This is a genomic window from Amycolatopsis sp. NPDC006131, assembly GCF_040614175.1.
Lineage (GTDB): Bacteria > Actinomycetota > Actinomycetes > Mycobacteriales > Pseudonocardiaceae > Amycolatopsis_E > Amycolatopsis_E tucumanensis.
Map to the genome: position 1 here is coordinate 1 of NZ_JBEXTX010000134.1, position 19,170 is coordinate 19,170.

Genomic DNA, 19,170 nt, shown 5'->3' on the forward strand with positions numbered 1-19,170 from the left:
CCCGGGTCGATCTGCACCACCCGCATCGTCGCCGGCGTCGGCGTGCCGCAGATCTCCGCGATCTACGAGGCCGACAGCGGCCAGTTCACCGGCACCGCGTCGCTGCCGTTCGTTGGCGGCCGGTTCGTGTCCGGCGGGGACGGGGCGTTCGACCCGGGCGCGATCGTCTCCGCCGCGCTGCAAGAAGCCCGCGGCATGGCTGACGGGGTCGCCGCGCAGTGGCCGGGGAACATCGCCGCACAGGCCGGGGCGGGCATGACCCACCGGTTGATCGACGCGGTGATCCCGGCCGGGGCGAACATCCTCTCCACCGTGCTCGCCACCTCCATGGGTGCCGGGTCACCCGAGGTGGTCGCCGCTGTCCGCGCGGTCGCGACGAAATACGGGTGGGGTTCGGGTGCGCAGTGGGACGCCCTGTACAAGCTGATCCAGGGCGAGTCGTCGTGGAACCCCAACGCCGCCAACCCCAGCTCCTCGGCACGTGGCCTGTTCCAGAAAATGACGTCGCTGCACGGCCCGTTGGAGCCGACCGTAGCCGGGCAGGCGGAGTGGGGCCTGTCCTACATCCGCGGCGCGTACGGGGATCCGCTCACCGCGTACACGAAGTGGCTGTCCCGCAGCCCCCACTGGTACGACCAAGGCGGCTATCTGCCGCGGGACCCGGGCACCTACACGATCGCCAAGGGCACCACCAAACCCGAAGCCGTGTTGGATCCGGCGTCCACAGCGGCGTACATCGCGCACGCGAACGCGCTCACCGGCGACGGCGAGGTGCGACTGGACCAGTACTCCATCAACCGGCTCGCCGCCGCGTTCGCCACGGCGATCTCCGAACGGCCAACCAACGTGCAGGTCCAAGGGCTCGGTGTCAGTGTGGCTGGAGTGTGATCGATGGCGTCACCAACCACGATGCGCCTGGTCGACGACGTCTCCGGTGTCGAGTTCCCCATCCAACTCGGCACCGGAGACGTCCGCTCCCCGGTGAAATGTGTCTCCTACGACTTGGGGTTCCCCGAGGCGCGGGAGGTGGTGCAGGACATCCCCGGCCAGTCGGGGACGGTGGACGACACCCAGTGGTTCGGGTCCCGCACCGTCACCCTGAACCTCACCGCCAAAGACGGCGAGCTGGCCCCGTGGGGGGTGTTGACCCGGCACCAGTGGGTGGACAAGCTCCGCTCGTTCGCCCGCCCCAGCCTGCGTCCGTGGCTGTACATCCGCTGCGAGGGGTGGGAACAGGAACGCCGGCTCCGGCTACGCCCCTCCGGGTTGTCGTGCACGGTCGACGGCAAAGGCAAAGTGATCATCCCGGTGACGCTCACCTACAAAGCGCCGTCGGGGACGATGCAGGCCGTCGAAGCCACCACCGGCACCATCTATCCGCTCGCCCCGAACGCCGGCATCTCCTTCCCCATCTCATGGACCTCGACGGGGATCGCGTTCGACGCCGGCTCCTCACCGAACAGTGCGGTCCTCACGAACCAGGGCAGCGAAACCGCGTACCCGTTGTTGCGGATCTACGGGCAGGGCACGAACCCGATCATCACGAAGAAGGGCACCGGTGAGGTCGTCGCCCTGAACACGACGATCCAACCCGGGCATTACGTGGACATCGACATGGCGGAACGCACCGTCTACCTCGACTCCGACCCTTCTCTGTCGCTGTACGGGTTCCTCGATTTGAACGTCACCACCTGGTGGGGTCTCGACCCGGGTCCGAACGAGGTCGCGTTCACGGTGTCCAACGCCGACAACTCCTGCCAGCTGTACTACGAGTACTCAGACGAATGGATCTAGGGCATGGCTGACCAGACCGTGGTGTCGACGGCTAACGCAGCCATGGTCGACAACCCCCTCTACCTTCAACCGGTGTCGGGGGACTCGGCGATCCTCTACAGCGCCCAGGATTTCCGCCGCACCGTGTCGTCGCTGTTCCCGCGGGCCGGGGTGCTGAACCCCAGCTTCACGATCACCCAACGCTCCGCGGGGGCGAACTTCTCCATCGACATCTCCGCGTTCCGCGCCGTCATCCAGGGCACCTCGGTCACCGATCAGGGCTCCTACATCACCGTGTCGACTGGCACGGTGAACCTGACCACCCCGTCCGCCCCCGCGTCTGGGTCACGGACGCATCGGGTGGTGGCGCAGATCCTGGACAAGCAGGCCACCGGCACCCAGTACGGGTGGCAGTTCCTGCTGAAAGAGGACACCGGGTCGGGTGTCCCGGCGCTGCCGGCGAACTCCATCGACCTTGGGCGCGTGTCGATCGCGGCGGGACAAGCGTCGGTGCAGAACGCCCACATCACCCAGACGTGGGTGCTGGCGGACCAGTGGGCCGGCGGTTTGGGCGGTGGCGCACCTGTCGGCAGCTTCTACCAGACGGTGGGCCAGAACATCCCCGCACACACGTGGACGGACATCCTGATGCAGGGGGAGGAGTACGACCCGCTCAACGGGCACTCCACGACCACGACGACGTCCCGCTACTACGCCCAGCTCCCCGGCTACTACCTGACTCTCGGGTCGGTGGCGTGGTTCACCCTGGATTCCAACACCACCCCCGGCACGATCCCCCTCGCGGCGTGCATCGGCATCAACGGTTCCAACGTTGACTCCAGCACGAACGCGACCCTCAACACCAACCTGGTCGGGGACACGAGCGTGGTGAACGCCCGCCCGAAGGTGGTGTGGCTCAACCGCGGCGACTACGTCAACATCCGCGGCCGGCACCAATGGTCGGTGGGGGCGATGGACACGCAGGCGGCGCGCGCGGACTGTCGCTCCAACTTGCAGGTGTTCTACTTGGGCGGGTGACATGGCCGAGAAGACTGTGGCGTTGAAGGACACGTTCCCCGGTTCGACCCTCGACCCCGCCAAGTGGGCCACCCTGAACGGGGCACCCACGTATCTGTCGGACAACCGGGCCGAGTTGCCGTGCACCGCGTCAATCCCGGAGATCCGGTCTGTCGCGTTGTGGGATCTCACGTCGTCGCAGTTCTCGGTGAAGGTCACCCCACCACCCCTCACCCCGGGGGTGGCGGTGGCGTTGGCGTTGGAGCAGAACCCCACCAACCACGTGTCGTTCCTCCTCGAAGTCGGGGACGGCGGGGACGCGGTGTTCATCCCCCGCAAAGTCGTCGCCGGCAACACCACCGACGTTCGGGTGCCGTACGACCAGAAAGCGCACGTGTTCTGGCGGTTGCGGGAACAGAACGGCTATGTGGCGTGGGAAACCTCCCCGAACGGCCAGTTCTGGGAGCTGCAACGCCACGAGGCCGTCGGTGCTCTGGACTTGTCGCTGGTGACGGTGCGGTTCCTGTGCGGCCTCGTCTGACTGTGGGGGTGGTGTGGTGACGGCACCGCTCGGGTCAGCCTACTTCTCCAACGTCAACATCACCCCCACCAGCGACCGGCAACGCACCCGCCCGCAGTGGGTGTGGAACGTCGGTGACTGGCGTGGCCTGCCCGACCGTCAGTTGCGGCAAGCGACCGGCCGGCAGTTGAAACTGTCCCTGCTGGAACCCTCGGGAGCGTCGTTCTCCATCAACGGTGACTCCACCGAAGCCCTGTACATCACGGATCTGGTCACCGATCTGCGGGTCCTTCGCAACGGCGTCCCCCTCTACCGGGGGCGGGTCACCGCCACCGGGGACGATATCGACGAGACCGGGTACAGCTTGAAGGTCGACACCGTCGACTACCGCGGGCTCCTCGACCGCCGCCTGTTGTTCACGGACAAGACGTACACCAACACCGCGCAGGAAACGATCGCGTGGGACCTGCTGTCCTACGCCAAGTCCCAAGCCGGTGGGGATTTGCAGTTGACCCGCGGCCAGTGGCCCTCGACGGGGGTGACGCGGGCGTCGGTGGAGTTCAAGGACGGCGACTCCATCTGGGATTGCCTCGTCAAGCTGATGGCGATGGACAACGCGTTCGAACTGGACATCACCCCGCAGGGTGTGGTGAACCTGTACTGGCCGCAGAAGGGCGGCTTGGACAAGGGTGTGCTGCTGGACTACGGCGGCAACATCAAGAAGGCGTCGGGTCAGACCAGGGACGACACGTATGCGAACGCGGTGCGGCAGTCCGGCGCGGACAGTGTCGCCCCGTCGATCCAGACGGTCGCGGACATCGGGTCCCGCCCCGAGGGACGCTGGGACGTGGCCCTCGGCGACACCGCCCTCACCACTACCCAGATGGTGACGGAGACAGCGAAGTTCCAACTCAACCAGTACTCGCAGTTGCGCACGGCGTGGACGTTGACGTTCAAAGCGGGGAAGTGGCGCGGCCCCGAACACGTGTGGCTCGGCGACATCGTCACCTACTCCGTGAAGCGGGGCCGGCGGTTCGACGTTGGGCAGGCCCGCGTGTACGAGCTGACGATCGATGTGGACGAGTCGGGTGGGGAGACGGTGTCGGTCACGATCGACAAACCGCGCGACGACGACGCGAAACTGATCAAACGCATGGCGAAGAAGGTCCGCTACCTGTCGAAACGGTGATGGGGTGGTGTGGTGTTCAAGGGCTTCCGCAAACCCAAACCACCCGCCCTCGAGCCGCTGCGACCGGAGCAGTTGCGGGTCACGCTGACCATCGAATGCCTCGACCCGGTGCACGGGCCACTCGCTTGGACAGGGGTCGAAACCACCGACTCACGGGACGTGGACTCCCTGGAAGCGGCGGAGACGAAGCTGTTCGCCCGCTCGATGCAGGAAGTCACCGACGAATGACCCGTCCGGTGCAAACCCTGTCCCACCCGGTGCGGTACATCCTCGCCACCCACGCTGTCCTCGTCGGAGCCGGGTACGCGCTCGGGCCACCCCAATGGTCCTCTGGGTCCACGTTCACCGTGATCCGGCAACTCGGCATCCCCGTGTGGGTGTGGGGGCTGGTGTTCCTCACCGCCGGGTGTCTGCTGTTCGTCCGCCGCTACACCCTCGGACACGGGGTCGCGGCGGTGTCCTTCTCGTTTTGGGGGTTGTGCCTCTTCGCAACCGTGTTCACGGGGGAAATCAGCGGCTGGGGAGCACCGGTGCACACACTCGCTCTGGCCGCGCCGATGCACCTTCTGGGGCTGTGGCGGCGATCAAGGCATCGCGCAAGGGGGGTCACATGACGACCAGGAGGGGGATCGCACGTGCTGCTAGCCGCGGATTCAGCGCCCGCAGCGGGTGGCCCGCCGTGGCTGGTGATCGTGCTCGCCGTCATCGCGATGATCGGCACGGTCGTGACTGCGGTGGTGCCGAAGTGGATCGAACACCGCCGCAAACCTGACCCACCCCCACCACCCGCCACACCCACAGCGGCAACCGAGACGGCTGTGAGCGCGCCGGCGAAGGCGGACTCGGGGTGGTCGATCGTGCAGGACGCGATGGACGACCTCCAACACCAACGGGACCTGCTGCAAATGCGCCTCGACGAACGAGACGCCGAGCTGCGTCGAGCGAACAAGCGGATCGCAAGCCTGGAAGCCCAGTTGAGGGGGCGGGGGAATGCCTGATCGCCATTACCGGCCTGAGCAGACAGAGCCAGGTGACGTGGCGGGCGAACCGACCGAGCGGGCCCACGAAGCGTTGGGGCAGGTGCGTGACGCGGTCCAAGAAGCCGTGGTGCAAGCCGAACAAGCCCCTGAGGTGGCGCGCCGCGAGGTGATCCGCTGGTGGCCGCGGATCGTGGCCGCGATGGCGCTCGTCGCTGTGTTGGTCGCGGTCCCTACCGCGCTGGTGGTGGCGAACCTGAACTCCCGTATCGGCGCGAACGAAGCTGCGGTGACCGCGCTGCGGCAGCAGGCGGAGCAGGCGAAACCCGCTGGGGACCAGGCCAACCGGGAACTCACTCAGCGGGGGCAGCCTCCCGTGCCGATCCCCGAGCCGGGCACCGCCCCCGACACCGATGTGATCGTGGCTGCGGCGACCGCGCGGGTGCTGGCGTCGTTGCCGAACCCGCGTCCCACCGCGGCTGAGTTGGGGCAGGCGGTGGCGAAGTACCTCGCGGCGAACCCGATCCAACCGGGACAACCATCACCGACGCAGCTCGCCGCAGCGATCGCCGGATACCTCGCTACCTCCCCACCCCCGTCCGGTCCCGCTGGCCCGACCGGGCCGTCCGGGCGACCGGGTGTGGACGGGAAGGACGGCAAAGACGGCCGCGACGGCGTGGACGGACAACCCGGGCCGCCGCCGACGCAGGAAGAGATCAAAGCCGCGTTCGACGCCTACCTGCGCGACAACCCGAACGCCGTCTGCCCGTTGGGCGGGTCGCTCGCGCAAGTCACGGTGCTCCTCGCCAATGGCGGATCCGCGGATGTGTGGTCGTGCGTGGTCGCCACCTACGGGCCACCGACAACGCCACCGGATGACACGGACATCCCGTTCCCCAACTGAGGAGACACCCATGGCCACATCACAGAACGGGTATTCGGCCCCGATCTCTGCCGTGAACCGCAACGTGCCGGGCGGGAAGATCCCGCTCCGCCCGGGACCGGCAGGGGACCTGCTGGCGTGGGTGGCGGTGCAGTTCCACAACCGCGTCGAGCCGCTGGTGTGGCCCGGGAACTGGGGCTACGCCTACCGCGACATCCGCGGCTCGACTGGCCTGTCCAACCACGCGTCGGGCACGGCGATCGACCTCAACGCCCCCAAGCACCCGCTCGGGACCAACCCGTCCGTGAACTTCACGGCGGGACAGATCGCGGCGATCCGCTCCATCCTCGCCCAGTGCCAAGGGTGTGTGCGATGGGGCGGGGACTACACGGGCCGCAAAGACCCGATGCACTTCGAGATCGTCCGGGACGAGGCCACCTGTGCCCGGGTCCTGGCAGCAGTCACATCCGGCGGCGGCGGTGCCGCCCCGATTGAGGAGGATGACGTGAACCTCGACGACGTTTTCACCACGCGCTACAACAACCCGCTCCGGGTGCGGGACTACTTCGCCTGGACCGACTACCGCATCAACGAGATGTTCAACATGCTCGCCGGTGCGTTGCAGTCGAAGGTGGACCCGAACGCGAAGCTGCGTCCGCTCGACTTCCTGCCGTTCATCGACTACTACGCCACCGAGGCGAACCGGAAGGCCGCTGCGCTGCTGGACCTGGTGGCGAAGCAGAACGGCGTCACGGCGCAGGCGATCGCTGACGCTCTCCGCCCTGGTCTCGTCGCCGCTGTGTTGCCGGAGCTGCGTGACGCGGTGGCGGACGTGCTCGACGACGACAACGGCGAGCAGGCCGACGCGATCGTCGAAGCCGCCCTCGCCAAGCTCGCCCAGAAGCTCACCACCACCCAGGAAGGCTGACCCATGAACTACTCGAAGGCTTGGGGCATGGTCCTCACGACCGTGCTGTCCGCTGTCCTCCCGTTCCTCGTGGATGGGGCTCTGTCCGCCACCGAGTGGATCACCGTCGCGCTCGCTGGTGTGGGTGCGGTGTCGGTGGCGATCGTGCCGAACCTGAACGCGGGTGTCGGCAAGTACGCCAAGGGTGCAGTCGCCATCGCAGCGGCGGTCCTCACCCTGCTCGTCACCGTCATCGACGGCGGCCTGGACACCTCGGAGATCATTCAGCTTGTGATCGCCGCGTTCGGCGCTGTCGGGGTGGTCGCGCTGCCGGGGCCGCAGCACCCCGCGAACTCCGCTGTCGAGGCCTGAGGGCCTGCGGATGGACGAGACCGCGCAGAGCGTGGAGACAGCCGCCGTCACAGCGGCGGCTGCCCACCACGACACCATCCAATGGCGCTGCCACACCCACCTGGACAAGTACGACGCCGATGGGGTCCTGTACGACACAGTGGACATCGCGGGCAACCTGCTCATGTACGGCGGTGTGTCGGTGCTGTGGCAGGCCCTCGTGGGCAACGGCACCACCACCGCCGGGCAGAACCTGACGTACTTCAACAACGCCCAAGCAGCCATCGGCGTCGGTGACTCCAACGCGATTGCCGTTGCGACACAGAACGACTTGCAGGCGTCGACAAACAAGCTGCGCAAGGCGATGGACTCGACCTACCCGCAGCACACCGACGCCACCACCTCCGGGGCCGCCACCATCACCTTCCGCGCCACCTTCGGGTCCTCGGATGCGAACTGGACCTGGAACGAATGGGGCATTTTCAACTCCACCACCAACGGCACCGGCCGGATGCTGAACCGCAAGGTCGAAGCGCTGGGCACCAAGGCCAGCGGCTCAACCTGGGTCCTCACGTTGAGCATCACCCTGTCCTGACGCCACCGAAACCTTGGGGGAGCACCAGTGGCAGTCCTGCCTGACCTGGACCGCAACCGCATCTGGCGGTGGTTCATGCGCCAGAACAGTGAACCGTGCGCGTTCACCAAGACCGATCTTCGGGCCGCGGTGGACGCCACGGACTCGTGGATCGACTCCAACGCGTCCTCGTTCAACACCGCGCTGCCCGCGGCGTTTCGCACCAACGCGAGCCTGACGCAGAAAACCCTGCTGTTCTGCTACGTGGCGATGCGGCGGGCGGGGCTGCTGAAAGTGCAGGAGGACAGCTAGATGGCAACCGTGTACCAGACGTTGGAGCCCGCCGGCGCACAGTTCCTCGCATCGGCGTTCCCGGCGCTGGTGAAGAACGGCACCAACTTCCCCGTCGTGGGGTTGGCGTTCGACGCCGCAACCCAGGAGAACGCCTACTGGGCGGTGCGGGCAGTGAACTATGGGACCGGGAACCTCGCCGTGGACATCGACTGGTACGCGGATTCCGCCACCTCGGGGGTGGTGCGGTGGGGGGTCCAGATCGCCGCGATCACCCCCGACACCGACACCCAGGACGTCGAAACGAAGACGCTCGCGACAGCGCAGACGGTCGATGACACGCATCTCGGCACCACCGGGCAGCGACTGCACCGCTGCACCGTGACGGTGTCAAACCTCGACAGCCTCGCTGCGGGCGACGATGTGTGGATCAAGGTGTATCGGGACGCGGGCAACGCAGCCGACACCCTCACCGGGGACAGCATTCTGGTGGCCGCGACGGTCTCGTACTCCGACACGTAGGAGGCGCGGGTGGCAGGCCGTTTCACCACGAGTACCGTCCCACTCGACTACCCCACCACCGCCCCCGACCCCGCCGCCGGGATCACCGTCCTCATGTGGGCGTACCTCACCGCCTCCACCGGCACCTGGTCGGAGGTGTGGCGGCTCCGGGACACCGGCGGCACCACCAAATTCTTCTTCGGGGCCGGCGCGAACGGCACCGAGCTGACGGGGGCGTCCATCGCCGGGTCGTTCCCCACCTCGCCGACCGCGATGCAGTTCACGGCCGGGACGTGGCACCGGCTGGCGATGACAGTCACCGGCACCACGGGCACCGTCTACGGCGCTGGCGCGACCGGACCAGTGTCCACCGGTACCGGAACAGTGAGCGGCGGCGGAACCGCCGGGGCCTACGCCCTGGGCGGAAGGTCCGCGTCGGACCTCTCGGAGAACTGGAACGGCCGCATCGCCGCGGTGAAGGTGTACTCCGCCGCCCTCACCGTGGCGGAGATCGAGAACGAGTGGGCACAGTACGTGCCGTCGCGGGTGGCGAACCTGTACGGCTGGTACCCGCTGGTCAACGCCACTGATCTCGCCGATCTGTCCGGGAACGGCCGCACCCTCACTGCGGGGTCACCGGCCCCGGTGACGGAGGACGGGCCACCGATCCCGTGGCAGCGGCTCCGACCCCGCATCATCACCACCCCGCCGGTCACGTCCACACCCGTCGTTGGCAGTGACACGGGGACCCTGGCTGAGGCGGCGTCGGTCGCGGCGAGTCGTACTGTCACCGACACCGCGAGTACCGCTGCGGAGACCGCGACGGTCACGGCGACCCGGACGGTCGCGGACACCGCCACTGCCACCGAAACCGCGACAGTCACCGTCACCCATTCGCGCACCGAGACGGGCACTGCGTCGGAGCTTGTGGCGGGGTTCGCCCGAACACTCGCCGACGCTGCTACCGCGGTGGACACGGCGCATTTGAACACGAACCCGACCGCGCAGGTCGACATCACCGTCCACGTCGGCCCCACCCGCACCTTCACCGCGGTCGGCGCGACACGAGCGTTGAACGACGGCCTCGTCATCGACCCCACCCGGCTGCTGTAGCCGACAGACTCACAGATCGGAGCATCAGCCATGAGCGATGGCGTGTTCAACGCTGCCCGCGGCCGGATCGCGCACTACGCCAGCCTCCCCGAGGCGAATGACGCCCTGATCGTTGTGCTGCTGAAGTCCGCCGGCCTTGAAGCGGACGACACGCTCAACAACTACGACGATCTCGCGGCGTTGCTCGCGGCGTCGAACGACGAGGCAGACTTCACCGGCTACACCCGGAAAACCCTGGCGACGGTCACGGTGACGGTGGACGACACGAACAACCGGGTCGACATCGACGCCGCCGATTTCGTTTACACCTCCGCCGGTGGCGGCACCAACAACACCATCGGGAAACTGCTCGTCTGCTACGACCCGGACACCACCGGCGGCACCGACTCGTCCATCGTCCCGCTCACCTACCACGACTGTGTGTTCACCACCGACGGCACGGACCAGACCATCACCCTGCCCACCAGCGGGTTCGCCCGGGCGGCCTAGCCGATGGCGCTGGAAGCGGCCTACGCGTTCGACGGGTCCGGCAGCACCGTCACCGACCACTCGGGCAACGGCCGCGACATCAACCTCGACGGCACCAACGGTGTCCAAGTCGCCGGGGCGTTGGGGAAGAACGGCAGCGTCATGCCCGTCCTGCCAGACGAGGTGCTGGCGGCGTGTGAAACCGATGACCGCACCATCATGTTCGACGCCCAGGGGAACCTGGGCACCTGGTGGGTGCGGTTCGAAAAGGACTCCATCGATTCCGGCACGTGGGGCCTGTTGAACTTGGGCGGCAACATGGCCGCGCAAGCTCGCCGCGCCAGCGACCACGGCCTCGCTGACCGTCCCACCGCGGCCCCGCCGGTTGAGGACGAGTGGCACAACTACTGCGCCACCTACGTCCGCGCCACCGGTGTGCTCTCGATCTACCGGGACGGGGTGCTCACCAACACCACCACCTGGCAGGTCGGCGCGCCCGGCACACAACTCGCGGTGGGTGCGGACCGCATCAACCTCGCGGAGTGGACCACCACCGGCCCCGCCCTGGACAACCTGCGCCTCTACAGCCACGCCCTCACCAGCGTGGAGATCGCCGCGCTCGCCGGCACCCCGGTCACGTCGACCGGGTCCTCGACCGCGATCGGGATGGCTGTCGAAACCGACACCGGGTTCCCGATCGAACGGGCCAAAGCCCGCGCTCTCGGACGGGCGACGGAGACCGACACCGCCAACGCGGTGAGCGTGGTGAAAGCCCGCATCCGGCGGGCCGTCGAACTGGACACTGCGTTCCCTCTGGCCCGTTCGAAGCGGGTCACGATCGGCCGCGCGGTCGAAACCAGCGAGGCGCACCCGGTGACGGTCACGTCTGGGCACACGATCGTGCACCTCAACGTCAACCTCGAACTGGGGCCCACCCGTGTGCTCGAGCGGGTGACCGCGGGCGGAACCCGTCTCGCCTGGACGATCGGCCCCACCCGCGGCGAGAGAGGAGAATAGGTCGTGACCACGCTGTTCCACACAGGCACCGAGTTCGTCGCCAACAAGATCACGCTCACCCGAGGTAGCGTCGCGGACATCGTGTCCGTGGGGGTGTTCTACAGCCTCAACCCGAGCGAGGTGCCCGAGGTGGGGGACTTCACCACGGTCCAACTCATCGATGGCACCATCCCTGACCCGGACCCCCTCGCCGAAGTGGGGTCGATCGACATCGTGACCCTCATCGGGCCCCGCAACGGGGACGTCAACCTCACAACCCCCGGCGACTACCAGGTGTGGGCACTGGTCTCCACCGCATCTGAAGACGTCGTTCGGAAACTGGACACCTTGACCGTCCTATAAGCCCGGGGAGGCATCGATGTCTGTGCGGCTCGAAGACGGTTGGGTCCGGATCGGCTACGACGGCTCGGAACGAGCCCGCGTCCTACTCGCCGTCGGAGACCAGAACGACTGGCGGCCCGCCTACTTCCACTGGAGCGACGGCCAGCGCGTCGTCCAGGTCCGCCCGCCGGCCGGTCGCGTCGGGAAGACGTTCGTGTGGCTGTCGGTGGACGGGCAGGTCACGAAACTCGGCACCGTCCAGCTCTAGTCGACCGCCCAGGGGCACCCTCCCCAGGGCCCCGGCGGTCACCCTGGCCCCCTGCGCTCCTCAGACACCCTCCTCAGTCTGAGTCGAAGCGCAGGGGGCCCTTTCCTCTTTCCGCGCAGTCACGTGGGGTCTTTCACCAGGGTGAAGTAGGCGTAGCGTTCGTCCAGCTCGTTCCGCGGCACCAACTCCACCATCACCGGGCGGAACCCGATCCGCTGCATCGCTTCCCAAAACTCCGGCACCTCATAGCTGGTGGCCTGCGCTTGGCCGCGGAGGTAGTTCCGGCCTCGCGGCCGGGTGGACAGCCGCGACGTGGCGTACTTGATTTGCACATGGGCGACACCGCCCGGCGCGAGCAACTGGTGCGCGACACCCATCAGCCGCAGCCCGTAGGCCGGGGTGGGAACGAGTTCCAGCACGTAGTAGCTGACGAACGCATCCACCGACTCGACCCCGATGGCGGGGACCGCTTTCTCCGGGTCGGCGATATCGATCCGCACCGGGGTGAACACACCCCGGTGGCCGGCGAGTTGGCGTTCGCACTCGTCGAGGCTCGCCTGCGAGATGTCCACGCCGATCAGCTCGCGACACCGCGGCATGAACGCCACCGCGTTCCCGCCGCCGCCACAGCCCCAGTCCACGATCCGGTCGAGCGTCAGGTTCGCCCCGGCGGCGCGGACGCCCCGGTCGAACATCGCGACATGCTCCGCCCCCATGCGGTGCCACAGGTCTGCGTCCTCGAACGCGTCGCTGTCCCGCCAGTGCGAGTTCCCCAGCCAGCGTTTCGCTGTCGGTGTGGACCAGTAGGTTTGGGCGTCGGCGATGATCCTGTGTTCGGGTTGGCCGAGGCCGATGCGGGTGAGGAGTTTCTGGCCGACGTCCTCGACACGGGCGGCGACCCGCTTAACGCTGTGCAAGTTCAAGGTCATGACAGGGGGTCGGACGCGTCATTGAACGCGTTACAAGCGGGGTCCAGTTCGTTACGCAGCCCTTGACGTGAAAAGGGGCCCTCGGTGCTGGAACACCAGAGAGCCCCTGCGGGTGCCGTCGACACCCTGTGTATCCCGATGGTCGTTCAGCGGTCGAACGCAGAGACAAAGCCCCGGGAGACCGTCCACAACGCTAGTGGCACCGGTCCCAGTTCGACCAGTGATCGGGCGGGACCTGGACAACTCTTGGACGATTGCACACCTCGAACACATGTTCTAACGTCAAGTGCATGACCGTCGTCCGCGCCACCCACCCCGCAACCGGAGAAGTCCGACTCTTTCAAGGCGGCTGGCCCCACGCACGCCGCGTCCTCGGCGACAACCCCACAGCCTGGATGCTCGAAGAAGACCACGTGACCCACAGGTTCGGGTGGGGCATCCCAGTCGAGTTCATCCCGGACGGGGAGGGCCGGCAGTTGGGGCATCCGGAGTACGACTACAGCTACAACAAACCGACCCGCAAGATCGGGAGACGCACGCATGGCTGATCTTTGGGGAGGTGTAAGTTTTCAGCCATAAACTTCCTATAACCTTGCTTATCGGAAGTTTTGTGAGACACTCGAATCATGACGTTTACCCTTGAAGAGGCGCGCGATTTTGCCCGCGCGGCACACGCTGGCCAGGTTGATAAGGCCGGTCGTCCCTACCACGAACACGTGGAAGCTGTCGCGGACATGCTCGTCGAACACGGCGAGGAAGCCCAGATCGCCGGCTTACTACACGATGTGCTTGAAGACACCGAGCTGACCGCCGAGGACTTGCGTCGTGCAGGCGCATCGGAGTCAGTCATCGACGCAGTTGAAGCTGTCACCCGACGACCTGGCGAGGTGTACATGGACTTCATCCGGCGCGCTGCCCGGCACCCGCTTGGTCGGCTGGTCAAACTGGCCGACAATCGGCACAACACCGAGCGACTGCACAACTTGGAACCGAAACAGGCGGAAGGCATGGCGCGCCGCTATGCGCGGGCGCGCAAGATCCTGGAGTCGACCACCTCATGACGGAGCTCGTTCCGCGACGGAGCCACCTTCCTGGGCAAGCGGGAGATCCGATACTTCCGAGCACTGCTGAGCGCATCAAACGAGCCATCCCGAAGAACACCGCCACTTCCTATCGGCGGACCTGGTTCCGGTTCGTCACTTGGTGCGAAGACAACGACCGCGTGAGCATGCCGACGAGCAGTGCAACGCTCGCCGACTACCTTGCACACCTTGCCGACGCGGGACGCGCCCCCGCCACTCTCAAGCACGCCATGGCCGTCATCCGAAAACAGCACCGCCTCAACGGCCACGGCAACGCATACCCCGACAACGAAGCAGCCCTCCTCGTACTGCAAGGCCACCGCAAGGAATGGGCACAGGGCGGGAACCGCACCAAGGAAGCACCACCGATCACCCTGCCACTCCTGCGACGCCTGTCCGCAGCCTGCGACCCCACCACCCTGGCCGGAAAACGGGACAGACTCGTCCTCGTCATGGGCATGTGGCTCGCCGGCCGCCGCTCCGAACTCGCCGCGCTCCGCATCGAAGACACCCACATAGACGAGGACGGCGAACTCGTGGTCTACATCCGCGAATCCAAAACCGACCAGCAGGCCGAAGGTGAGACGGTCTACCTACCGCCAGGCGACCACACCGACACCGACCCGGTCAGCCTCTACCGCGAGTGGATCGCCGCGCTCGAGCACGTCGGGGCAGACACCTCGAGCGGCTACCTGTTCCGCGCCATCACCCGCCACGGCAAGCTCTATCAGCACCAGCGGATCAGCGACAAGACCGTCAACAACATCGTCCAGCGCGCCGCTCGGGCAGCGCGCCTGCCCAACGCTGACCGGTACTCGGCGCACTCGCTCCGAGCCGGATTCATCACGCAAGGTGCGATGGACGGGGTGCCGCTGCCGCTGCTTGCTCGAGCTGGCCGCTGGGACCCGACCTCGCCCACGCCGATGAAGTACGTGCGCATGGTCGACCAGAAACAGAACAACCCGCGCAGGAGGATGAGCAGCTAACGACCTGGTTCACATGGGTTTGCCGCAGCGGCTACAACGCCACGTGCCCTTCTTGTCCTGCGCGTACGTGTGACCACCCGGGCCGGCCGGGCACGCCTCCGACGGATCCGTCACGCCGTCACCGCCTCCACACACACGTCCACAACCTCACGCCCGGTGACATGCACCGACGCGTACAACGACTGGCCTTTGCGGGCCAACGAGCGGTAGATGTTCTCCGGGTGCGTGACCAGGTTGTTCTTCTCTGCGGCCTGCTGGTCGGCGGTCTTCGCTGCCTCCACGGACTTGGCTTTCAACCACGCAACAACCTCATCCACGCTGGTCAACGTCTCACCCGGTGCGGAGAGTCGAGCAGCCCGGCCAGCGGCTTTCCGCCCGGGGGCGTTGATCTCGTGGTGCTCGATGTAGCCCTGCCACTGCACAGTCAACTGTCTCTCCCTCGGATGGTGGTGTTGCGGTTCGAGGCTATCTGCCGCGGTGAGGCGCGCTCAAGGGCACTCCGCCACGAGGAGTAGTTAGAACGGTGGTTCCGTGTAGTCGAGCGGGATGCCGCGCCACACCAACTGGCCTGCGACGCCCTCCACGAAGCTCGTCACGTGCGGTGGGATGTTCGGCGACTCGGGCCGCCACCGAAACCCGCACTGGCACGTCACCCGCCAGTCGTAGCGGCGGTTCTCCACGAACTCCACCTCAAGCCACTGGGCCGGGTGGGGGCAAGCTCGAACCGCCAACACACACCGTCCTCTCAACATGGGGTGGCCCCGCGCTCATGCCCTGCTGGGGGACCGGGTTGAGCGCGGGGCCAAGGGCCCACGGCAGGCCAGGGGTTGCCGCACTGGAGGTCGCCTGCCGCGGGGGTCTAGGGGTCTTCTGCCTCGATCTCGGCAGCTCTCGCCAGCACGTCACCCGCCAACAGGGCGAGACGCTGCCCCAACTCGTTCATCGCCGCCGCACCGGGCAGAACGGCCAGGTCACCGACCTGTCGGTAGAGGATCGACACCCGCGCCATCAACTGGCCCACGTCATGCATGTGCGCCACCACCCGTCCGTCGCGGCTCGCTGTAGAAGCACTTTCGGCACGTTTCTCTGGGGGCGGAGACGAGATCATGGGTGCGGGTGTGGACAACGAGGCGGCATCGAGTGGTGTAGAAGACACCCTCTTCGGTGCGTGACCAGTGCGCGACGAGATGGGCAACTCCGCCGACTCGGATCGCTGGGGGGCTCTGTGAGGGTCCACGGTTCACATCGCCTCCAAGGTTGGCGGGCCGGCAGGCACGACCGTTTCGGGACCGTCCGTGCCTGCCGGCTTCCGAACCCGACCGCCAAGGGGGTCGACACTGGCATCGCCCGGGGGCAAGGCGTCACCAGGAGCGGCCGGGTGGTTCTGGGTTTCGCACCACACGTCGAAGCAGTGCGAACAGTCGTACAAGTGGTGGGGCTCGACCTTCTCCGCCACCCGGTAGCTACCGCCGCACAGCAGCGCCACGATGGTGTACGGCAGCGGTTTCCCCGCCCGGTAGGTGAGGTGCCGCAGACCCCCGATGATGGGCTTGTAGCCGGGGATACGGTGGTCGTCGAAGTCGAGGGCGCTCATCTCCGCGTCCCCCTTCCCTTGGGCTGTTGGGCGCGGTGCTGTTCCTCCCGCGCGTGTTTGATCTCCCCGGCAGCGCTCCACGCGAGACGCAGATTCGTGATGAGCTGGGCGGAGTCGGCGGCGTGGAGCGTGACCTCACGGTCCTGGTCCCCGTCGATCCGCAACGCGGGCACCGGGTCGCCGTTCTCGTCCCGCTTAAGCCGGATCCACACGGTCACGGCGGTGCCGTCGGGGAGCCATCCGCGGACCGGCCATGGCCCGTACCGTCCTCCTGGTCGGGTCACTGGTCTTCACCCCTCGCGCGGCGTTCGGCGAAGCGGGCGGCGTTCGTGGCGAATGCAACGTCCTGACCCGGCACGAAGATCCCGATACGCGCCTCGGTGCTGTTCAGGGGCTCCTCAAAGAGGACAGCGAATCTGATCCCTTTGTCTGTGTTGAGGAGCCCGATTCTCAGCGGCACCGGAGCCCAGCCCAGGTCATACGCAACAGCTGACCAGCTGTCTTGCCAGTCAAGTGGAGTCATGTCCAGGCCCTTCCCCGATGGGCTACAGTGATCTCGACAACACCGCCGTGTTTCTGGAAACAGTGTGGTGTTTCCAGAAACACTAGCGCAATGCTCCAATCGAGTGACGCTCGTGGGGCTGTACATGGCGGCTAAGCTGTGTGTCGTGCCCAGAAACACCAGCGACACCCCACGGTCGCGCCTCCTCGGTGCCAAGATCCGGCACCAACGCGAGGCGCGGCACTTCGGGCTGCGCGAATTCGCGGGCATGATCGGCGTCCACCCGTCGACCTACTCCAAGTGGGAGAACGGGAAACTGCTGCCCGACCTGGAAACCGTCGGCGTCATCCTCGGCGCGCTAGGAGTGGTCGGCGACGACCGCGACGACATCCTGCAAGACGCCCGCGACGCTAGTAACCCCGACTGGATCGCCGACGGAGTGGACCGGCAGGTGTCCGCCCTCGTCGAGTACGAACGCACCGCCATACGCATGGTCGCGTGCGCGCCGCTGTTCACCGCGGGCATGTTGCAGAACGAAGGCACCGCGCACGCGATCGTGGCTGCCGGCGGCACCACCTCCGACAGTCAGGCCAAGGCGATCGTCAGCGCACGCATGGCCCGCAAAGAAGCCCTGTGGCGCACCAACCCGATCCGGCTCGACGTGTTCCTCGGGATGCGCGCGATCGAACGCCCACTCGGCGGCCTACCGGTCGCGATCGAGCAGCTCAAGTACACCCTCAAGATGGCGCAGCTAACGAACGTGACCGTGCGCGCGATCCCAGAGACCGACGAGTTCAACCCCGCGGACATGGGCGGCTTTGTGCTGTACGAGTTCGCCGTGGGGGACCCGATCGTGTACTTCGAGCACTTCCGAAGCTCCATGTTCGCTCCCAAGCGAGACGTGCCCGACATGGTCAAGGCCGTGGAGCGACTGGAGAAGATAGCGATGAGCCCCGACGCCACTTCGAGGCTCATCGCGGATGTCATCACACGAATGGAGAGACGACACCATGACAGTACCTTGGGGGCCTGACCAGGAGCCAGTGTGGCGAAAGTCCAGCAAGAGCGGTCCCCAGCAGGAGTGTGTCGAGACAGCGGAGCTGGTTGACGGCCGCTGGTTGGTGCGAGACAGCAAGGACCCGGACGGCCCTCGGCTCACGTTCACGCCCGGTGAGTGGCGGGCGTTCATCGCTGGCGTGAAGGCCGGCGAGTTCGACCCCCACTGAACGACTAGAGCAGCACCCTGAGCGCCCCGCGCCTCCTGCTGGAGGTGGCGGGGCGCTCCTCGTTCAGGCGGTTTCCAACTACTGGGTTTTTCCTGGGTCCACTGTGCCGCAGGGGATATAGAAAAAGCCCCAGGCCAGTGACCTGGGGCTTTGGCTCCCCCGGCTGGACTCGAACCAGCAACCCTTCGGTTAACAGCCGAATGCTCTGCCAATTGAGCTACAGGGGAACGCTCTGGCCTGCCCGGATCGCTCCGGGCTGACGGGAGAGAACTCTAGCTCATGGGCGATCGCGCTCTGCAAGCACCCCCCGGCAGTTTCGCGCGCCTTGGGGGACAATGAGTGATCGAGCCGGACACACCAGGAGGCGGGCATGAAGACTTTCCTGCTCGGCGCGGCCGTCGGGTACGTGCTCGGGGCGCGGGCGGGGCGTGCGAGGTACGAGCAGATCGTGCGAACCTACCGGGCGGTCGCCGACCACCCCGCGGTTCAGGGCGCGGCCGGCGTCGTGCGCGCCAAGCTCGGCGAGAAGGTGGGTGACAAGCTGCCGTTCGCGCGCTCCCACAGCGGGCCGAACGGCCACCGGGCCCGCGAGCCGAAGGCCACGCAGGCGTAGCGGCTCGTCTGCTGGGTGGCGCGAGGGCTGGGGGCGCCCTGCTGTCACCGGGTCGGGGAGCCGGAGGC

At 66.9% G+C, this 19,170-nt stretch carries 31 protein-coding genes and 1 tRNA gene; 24 read left to right on the forward strand and 8 right to left on the reverse strand.

All coding sequences use genetic code 11. The features are described 5' to 3' along the window. The 18 genes from ABZ215_RS38485 to ABZ215_RS38570 form a co-directional block, all read left to right on the forward strand. The coding region (locus tag ABZ215_RS38485; protein WP_354955492.1) for an IMP dehydrogenase at positions 1-888 on the forward strand (888 nt) is incomplete at its 5' end. Between the two features lie 3 nt (positions 889-891). Next, complete coding sequence (locus ABZ215_RS38490) at positions 892-1,794, forward strand: hypothetical protein (RefSeq protein WP_354955494.1); 903 nt, start codon at positions 892-894, stop codon at positions 1,792-1,794. A gap of 3 nt (positions 1,795-1,797) precedes the next feature. Next, positions 1,798-2,811, forward strand: a complete 1,014-nt coding sequence (locus ABZ215_RS38495) for a hypothetical protein (protein WP_354955496.1) — start codon at positions 1,798-1,800, stop codon at positions 2,809-2,811. A 1-nt stretch (position 2,812) separates the two neighbouring features. Next, entirely contained in the window at positions 2,813-3,331 is a 519-nt protein-coding gene (locus ABZ215_RS38500; RefSeq protein WP_354955498.1) for a hypothetical protein, read from the forward strand. A gap of 16 nt (positions 3,332-3,347) precedes the next feature. Beyond that, on the forward strand, positions 3,348-4,499 hold the full coding sequence (locus ABZ215_RS38505; protein ID WP_354955500.1) for a hypothetical protein: 1,152 nt from the start codon (positions 3,348-3,350) through the stop codon (positions 4,497-4,499). A gap of 12 nt (positions 4,500-4,511) precedes the next feature. Continuing rightward, positions 4,512-4,727 carry a hypothetical protein gene (locus ABZ215_RS38510; RefSeq protein ID WP_354955502.1) on the forward strand — a complete coding sequence of 72 codons (216 nt, stop codon included), beginning with the start codon at positions 4,512-4,514 and terminating at the stop codon, positions 4,725-4,727. Positions 4,728-5,185: 458 nt separating this feature from the next. Further along, positions 5,186-5,497 (forward strand): hypothetical protein, encoded by a 312-nt coding sequence (locus tag ABZ215_RS38515; RefSeq protein WP_354955504.1) that lies wholly within the window; start codon positions 5,186-5,188, stop codon positions 5,495-5,497. Positions 5,498-5,534: 37 nt separating this feature from the next. Beyond that, positions 5,535-6,380 (forward strand): hypothetical protein, encoded by an 846-nt coding sequence (locus tag ABZ215_RS38520; RefSeq protein ID WP_354955506.1) that lies wholly within the window; start codon positions 5,535-5,537, stop codon positions 6,378-6,380. 10 nt (positions 6,381-6,390) lie between these two features. Continuing rightward, complete coding sequence (locus ABZ215_RS38525; RefSeq protein WP_354955508.1) at positions 6,391-7,287, forward strand: M15 family metallopeptidase; 897 nt, start codon at positions 6,391-6,393, stop codon at positions 7,285-7,287. Between the two features lie 3 nt (positions 7,288-7,290). Then, positions 7,291-7,638: a hypothetical protein gene (locus ABZ215_RS38530; protein WP_354955510.1), complete on the forward strand. Its 348-nt coding sequence runs from the start codon at positions 7,291-7,293 to the stop codon at positions 7,636-7,638. Positions 7,639-7,648: 10 nt separating this feature from the next. Next, complete coding sequence (locus ABZ215_RS38535) at positions 7,649-8,212, forward strand: hypothetical protein (protein WP_354955512.1); 564 nt, start codon at positions 7,649-7,651, stop codon at positions 8,210-8,212. 27 nt (positions 8,213-8,239) lie between these two features. Further along, positions 8,240-8,503, forward strand: coding sequence for a hypothetical protein (locus ABZ215_RS38540; RefSeq protein WP_354955514.1), 264 nt, complete (start codon positions 8,240-8,242; stop codon positions 8,501-8,503). Next, the gene (locus ABZ215_RS38545; RefSeq protein ID WP_354955516.1) at positions 8,504-9,004 is read left to right on the forward strand and encodes a hypothetical protein; all 501 of its coding nucleotides are present in this window, start codon (positions 8,504-8,506) and stop codon (positions 9,002-9,004) included. Between the two features lie 9 nt (positions 9,005-9,013). Then, positions 9,014-10,096 carry a LamG-like jellyroll fold domain-containing protein gene (locus tag ABZ215_RS38550; RefSeq protein WP_354955518.1) on the forward strand — a complete coding sequence of 361 codons (1,083 nt, stop codon included), beginning with the start codon at positions 9,014-9,016 and terminating at the stop codon, positions 10,094-10,096. Between the two features lie 30 nt (positions 10,097-10,126). Then, positions 10,127-10,585 carry a hypothetical protein gene (locus ABZ215_RS38555; RefSeq protein ID WP_354955520.1) on the forward strand — a complete coding sequence of 153 codons (459 nt, stop codon included), beginning with the start codon at positions 10,127-10,129 and terminating at the stop codon, positions 10,583-10,585. A 3-nt stretch (positions 10,586-10,588) separates the two neighbouring features. Continuing rightward, positions 10,589-11,581, forward strand: a complete 993-nt coding sequence (locus ABZ215_RS38560) for a LamG-like jellyroll fold domain-containing protein (RefSeq protein WP_354955522.1) — start codon at positions 10,589-10,591, stop codon at positions 11,579-11,581. A gap of 3 nt (positions 11,582-11,584) precedes the next feature. Beyond that, on the forward strand, positions 11,585-11,923 hold the full coding sequence (locus tag ABZ215_RS38565) for a hypothetical protein (protein ID WP_354955524.1): 339 nt from the start codon (positions 11,585-11,587) through the stop codon (positions 11,921-11,923). Positions 11,924-11,939: 16 nt separating this feature from the next. Next, complete coding sequence (locus tag ABZ215_RS38570; RefSeq protein WP_354955526.1) at positions 11,940-12,170, forward strand: hypothetical protein; 231 nt, start codon at positions 11,940-11,942, stop codon at positions 12,168-12,170. Positions 12,171-12,289: 119 nt separating this feature from the next. Here the strand turns inward: ABZ215_RS38570 and ABZ215_RS38575 are convergent, their stop codons facing one another. Beyond that, positions 12,290-13,087, reverse strand: a complete 798-nt coding sequence (locus ABZ215_RS38575) for a class I SAM-dependent methyltransferase (protein WP_354955528.1) — start codon at positions 13,085-13,087, stop codon at positions 12,290-12,292. A 302-nt stretch (positions 13,088-13,389) separates the two neighbouring features. Here ABZ215_RS38575 and ABZ215_RS38580 point away from each other — a divergent pair, with 302 nt between their 5' ends. From ABZ215_RS38580 to ABZ215_RS38590, 3 genes are all read left to right on the forward strand, one after another. Further along, the gene (locus ABZ215_RS38580) at positions 13,390-13,647 is read left to right on the forward strand and encodes a hypothetical protein (RefSeq protein ID WP_354955530.1); all 258 of its coding nucleotides are present in this window, start codon (positions 13,390-13,392) and stop codon (positions 13,645-13,647) included. A 78-nt stretch (positions 13,648-13,725) separates the two neighbouring features. After that, positions 13,726-14,160 carry an HD domain-containing protein gene (locus ABZ215_RS38585; protein WP_354955532.1) on the forward strand — a complete coding sequence of 145 codons (435 nt, stop codon included), beginning with the start codon at positions 13,726-13,728 and terminating at the stop codon, positions 14,158-14,160. Between the two features lie 167 nt (positions 14,161-14,327). Beyond that, entirely contained in the window at positions 14,328-15,167 is an 840-nt protein-coding gene (locus ABZ215_RS38590; RefSeq protein ID WP_354955549.1) for a site-specific integrase, read from the forward strand. 110 nt (positions 15,168-15,277) lie between these two features. Here the strand turns inward: ABZ215_RS38590 and ABZ215_RS38595 are convergent, their stop codons facing one another. From ABZ215_RS38595 to ABZ215_RS38620, 6 genes are all read right to left on the reverse strand, one after another. Then, on the reverse strand, positions 15,278-15,595 hold the full coding sequence (locus tag ABZ215_RS38595; RefSeq protein ID WP_354955534.1) for a hypothetical protein: 318 nt from the start codon (positions 15,593-15,595) through the stop codon (positions 15,278-15,280). An 87-nt stretch (positions 15,596-15,682) separates the two neighbouring features. Further along, the gene (locus tag ABZ215_RS38600; RefSeq protein WP_354955536.1) at positions 15,683-15,847 is read right to left on the reverse strand and encodes a hypothetical protein; all 165 of its coding nucleotides are present in this window, start codon (positions 15,845-15,847) and stop codon (positions 15,683-15,685) included. Between the two features lie 179 nt (positions 15,848-16,026). Beyond that, entirely contained in the window at positions 16,027-16,197 is a 171-nt protein-coding gene (locus ABZ215_RS38605; RefSeq protein ID WP_354955538.1) for a hypothetical protein, read from the reverse strand. 210 nt (positions 16,198-16,407) lie between these two features. Continuing rightward, positions 16,408-16,761, reverse strand: a complete 354-nt coding sequence (locus ABZ215_RS38610; protein ID WP_354955540.1) for a hypothetical protein — start codon at positions 16,759-16,761, stop codon at positions 16,408-16,410. Continuing rightward, the gene (locus ABZ215_RS38615; RefSeq protein ID WP_354955542.1) at positions 16,758-16,979 is read right to left on the reverse strand and encodes a hypothetical protein; all 222 of its coding nucleotides are present in this window, start codon (positions 16,977-16,979) and stop codon (positions 16,758-16,760) included. Before ABZ215_RS38615 ends, ABZ215_RS38610 begins: the two co-directional genes overlap by 4 nt. Before the next feature lie 62 nt (positions 16,980-17,041). Next, positions 17,042-17,284, reverse strand: coding sequence for a hypothetical protein (locus tag ABZ215_RS38620; RefSeq protein ID WP_354955544.1), 243 nt, complete (start codon positions 17,282-17,284; stop codon positions 17,042-17,044). 103 nt (positions 17,285-17,387) lie between these two features. Between ABZ215_RS38620 and ABZ215_RS38625 the strand changes: the two genes are divergently transcribed. Both ABZ215_RS38625 and ABZ215_RS38630 read left to right on the forward strand, forming a co-directional pair. Further along, on the forward strand, positions 17,388-18,296 hold the full coding sequence (locus ABZ215_RS38625) for a helix-turn-helix transcriptional regulator (RefSeq protein ID WP_354955545.1): 909 nt from the start codon (positions 17,388-17,390) through the stop codon (positions 18,294-18,296). After that, positions 18,274-18,489 (forward strand): DUF397 domain-containing protein, encoded by a 216-nt coding sequence (locus tag ABZ215_RS38630; RefSeq protein WP_354955547.1) that lies wholly within the window; start codon positions 18,274-18,276, stop codon positions 18,487-18,489. The genes ABZ215_RS38625 and ABZ215_RS38630 overlap by 23 nt, the downstream gene beginning before the upstream one ends. Positions 18,490-18,640: 151 nt before the next feature. On the opposite strand, the gene ABZ215_RS38635 is transcribed toward ABZ215_RS38630, so the two are convergent. Next, positions 18,641-18,716, reverse strand: a tRNA-Asn gene (locus ABZ215_RS38635). Between the two features lie 143 nt (positions 18,717-18,859). Between ABZ215_RS38635 and ABZ215_RS38640 the strand changes: the two genes are divergently transcribed. Next, positions 18,860-19,102, forward strand: a complete 243-nt coding sequence (locus ABZ215_RS38640) for a hypothetical protein (RefSeq protein ID WP_020416641.1) — start codon at positions 18,860-18,862, stop codon at positions 19,100-19,102. The last annotated feature ends 68 nt before the right edge of the window (positions 19,103-19,170 follow it).

Bases quoted from the DNA above. Each gene is read 5' to 3' on its own strand.
- ABZ215_RS38570 (WP_354955526.1), top strand. From the start codon at position 11,940: ATGTCTGTGCGGCTCGAAGACGGTTGGGTCCGGATCGGCTACGACGGC.
- ABZ215_RS38620 (WP_354955544.1), bottom strand. From the start codon at position 17,284: ATGACTCCACTTGACTGGCAAGACAGCTGGTCAGCTGTTGCGTATGAC.
- ABZ215_RS38530 (WP_354955510.1), top strand. From the start codon at position 7,291: ATGAACTACTCGAAGGCTTGGGGCATGGTCCTCACGACCGTGCTGTCC.
- ABZ215_RS38605 (WP_354955538.1), bottom strand. From the start codon at position 16,197: ATGCATGACGTGGGCCAGTTGATGGCGCGGGTGTCGATCCTCTACCGA.
- ABZ215_RS38555 (WP_354955520.1), top strand. From the start codon at position 10,127: ATGAGCGATGGCGTGTTCAACGCTGCCCGCGGCCGGATCGCGCACTAC.
- ABZ215_RS38585 (WP_354955532.1), top strand. From the start codon at position 13,726: ATGACGTTTACCCTTGAAGAGGCGCGCGATTTTGCCCGCGCGGCACAC.
- ABZ215_RS38610 (WP_354955540.1), bottom strand. From the start codon at position 16,761: ATGAGCGCCCTCGACTTCGACGACCACCGTATCCCCGGCTACAAGCCC.
- ABZ215_RS38580 (WP_354955530.1), top strand. From the start codon at position 13,390: ATGACCGTCGTCCGCGCCACCCACCCCGCAACCGGAGAAGTCCGACTC.
- ABZ215_RS38545 (WP_354955516.1), top strand. From the start codon at position 8,504: ATGGCAACCGTGTACCAGACGTTGGAGCCCGCCGGCGCACAGTTCCTC.
- ABZ215_RS38525 (WP_354955508.1), top strand. From the start codon at position 6,391: ATGGCCACATCACAGAACGGGTATTCGGCCCCGATCTCTGCCGTGAAC.
- ABZ215_RS38535 (WP_354955512.1), top strand. From the start codon at position 7,649: ATGGACGAGACCGCGCAGAGCGTGGAGACAGCCGCCGTCACAGCGGCG.
- ABZ215_RS38590 (WP_354955549.1), top strand. From the start codon at position 14,328: ATGCCGACGAGCAGTGCAACGCTCGCCGACTACCTTGCACACCTTGCC.
- ABZ215_RS38560 (WP_354955522.1), top strand. From the start codon at position 10,589: ATGGCGCTGGAAGCGGCCTACGCGTTCGACGGGTCCGGCAGCACCGTC.
- ABZ215_RS38500 (WP_354955498.1), top strand. From the start codon at position 2,813: ATGGCCGAGAAGACTGTGGCGTTGAAGGACACGTTCCCCGGTTCGACC.
- ABZ215_RS38640 (WP_020416641.1), top strand. From the start codon at position 18,860: ATGAAGACTTTCCTGCTCGGCGCGGCCGTCGGGTACGTGCTCGGGGCG.
- ABZ215_RS38630 (WP_354955547.1), top strand. From the start codon at position 18,274: ATGACAGTACCTTGGGGGCCTGACCAGGAGCCAGTGTGGCGAAAGTCC.
- ABZ215_RS38490 (WP_354955494.1), top strand. From the start codon at position 892: ATGGCGTCACCAACCACGATGCGCCTGGTCGACGACGTCTCCGGTGTC.
- ABZ215_RS38495 (WP_354955496.1), top strand. From the start codon at position 1,798: ATGGCTGACCAGACCGTGGTGTCGACGGCTAACGCAGCCATGGTCGAC.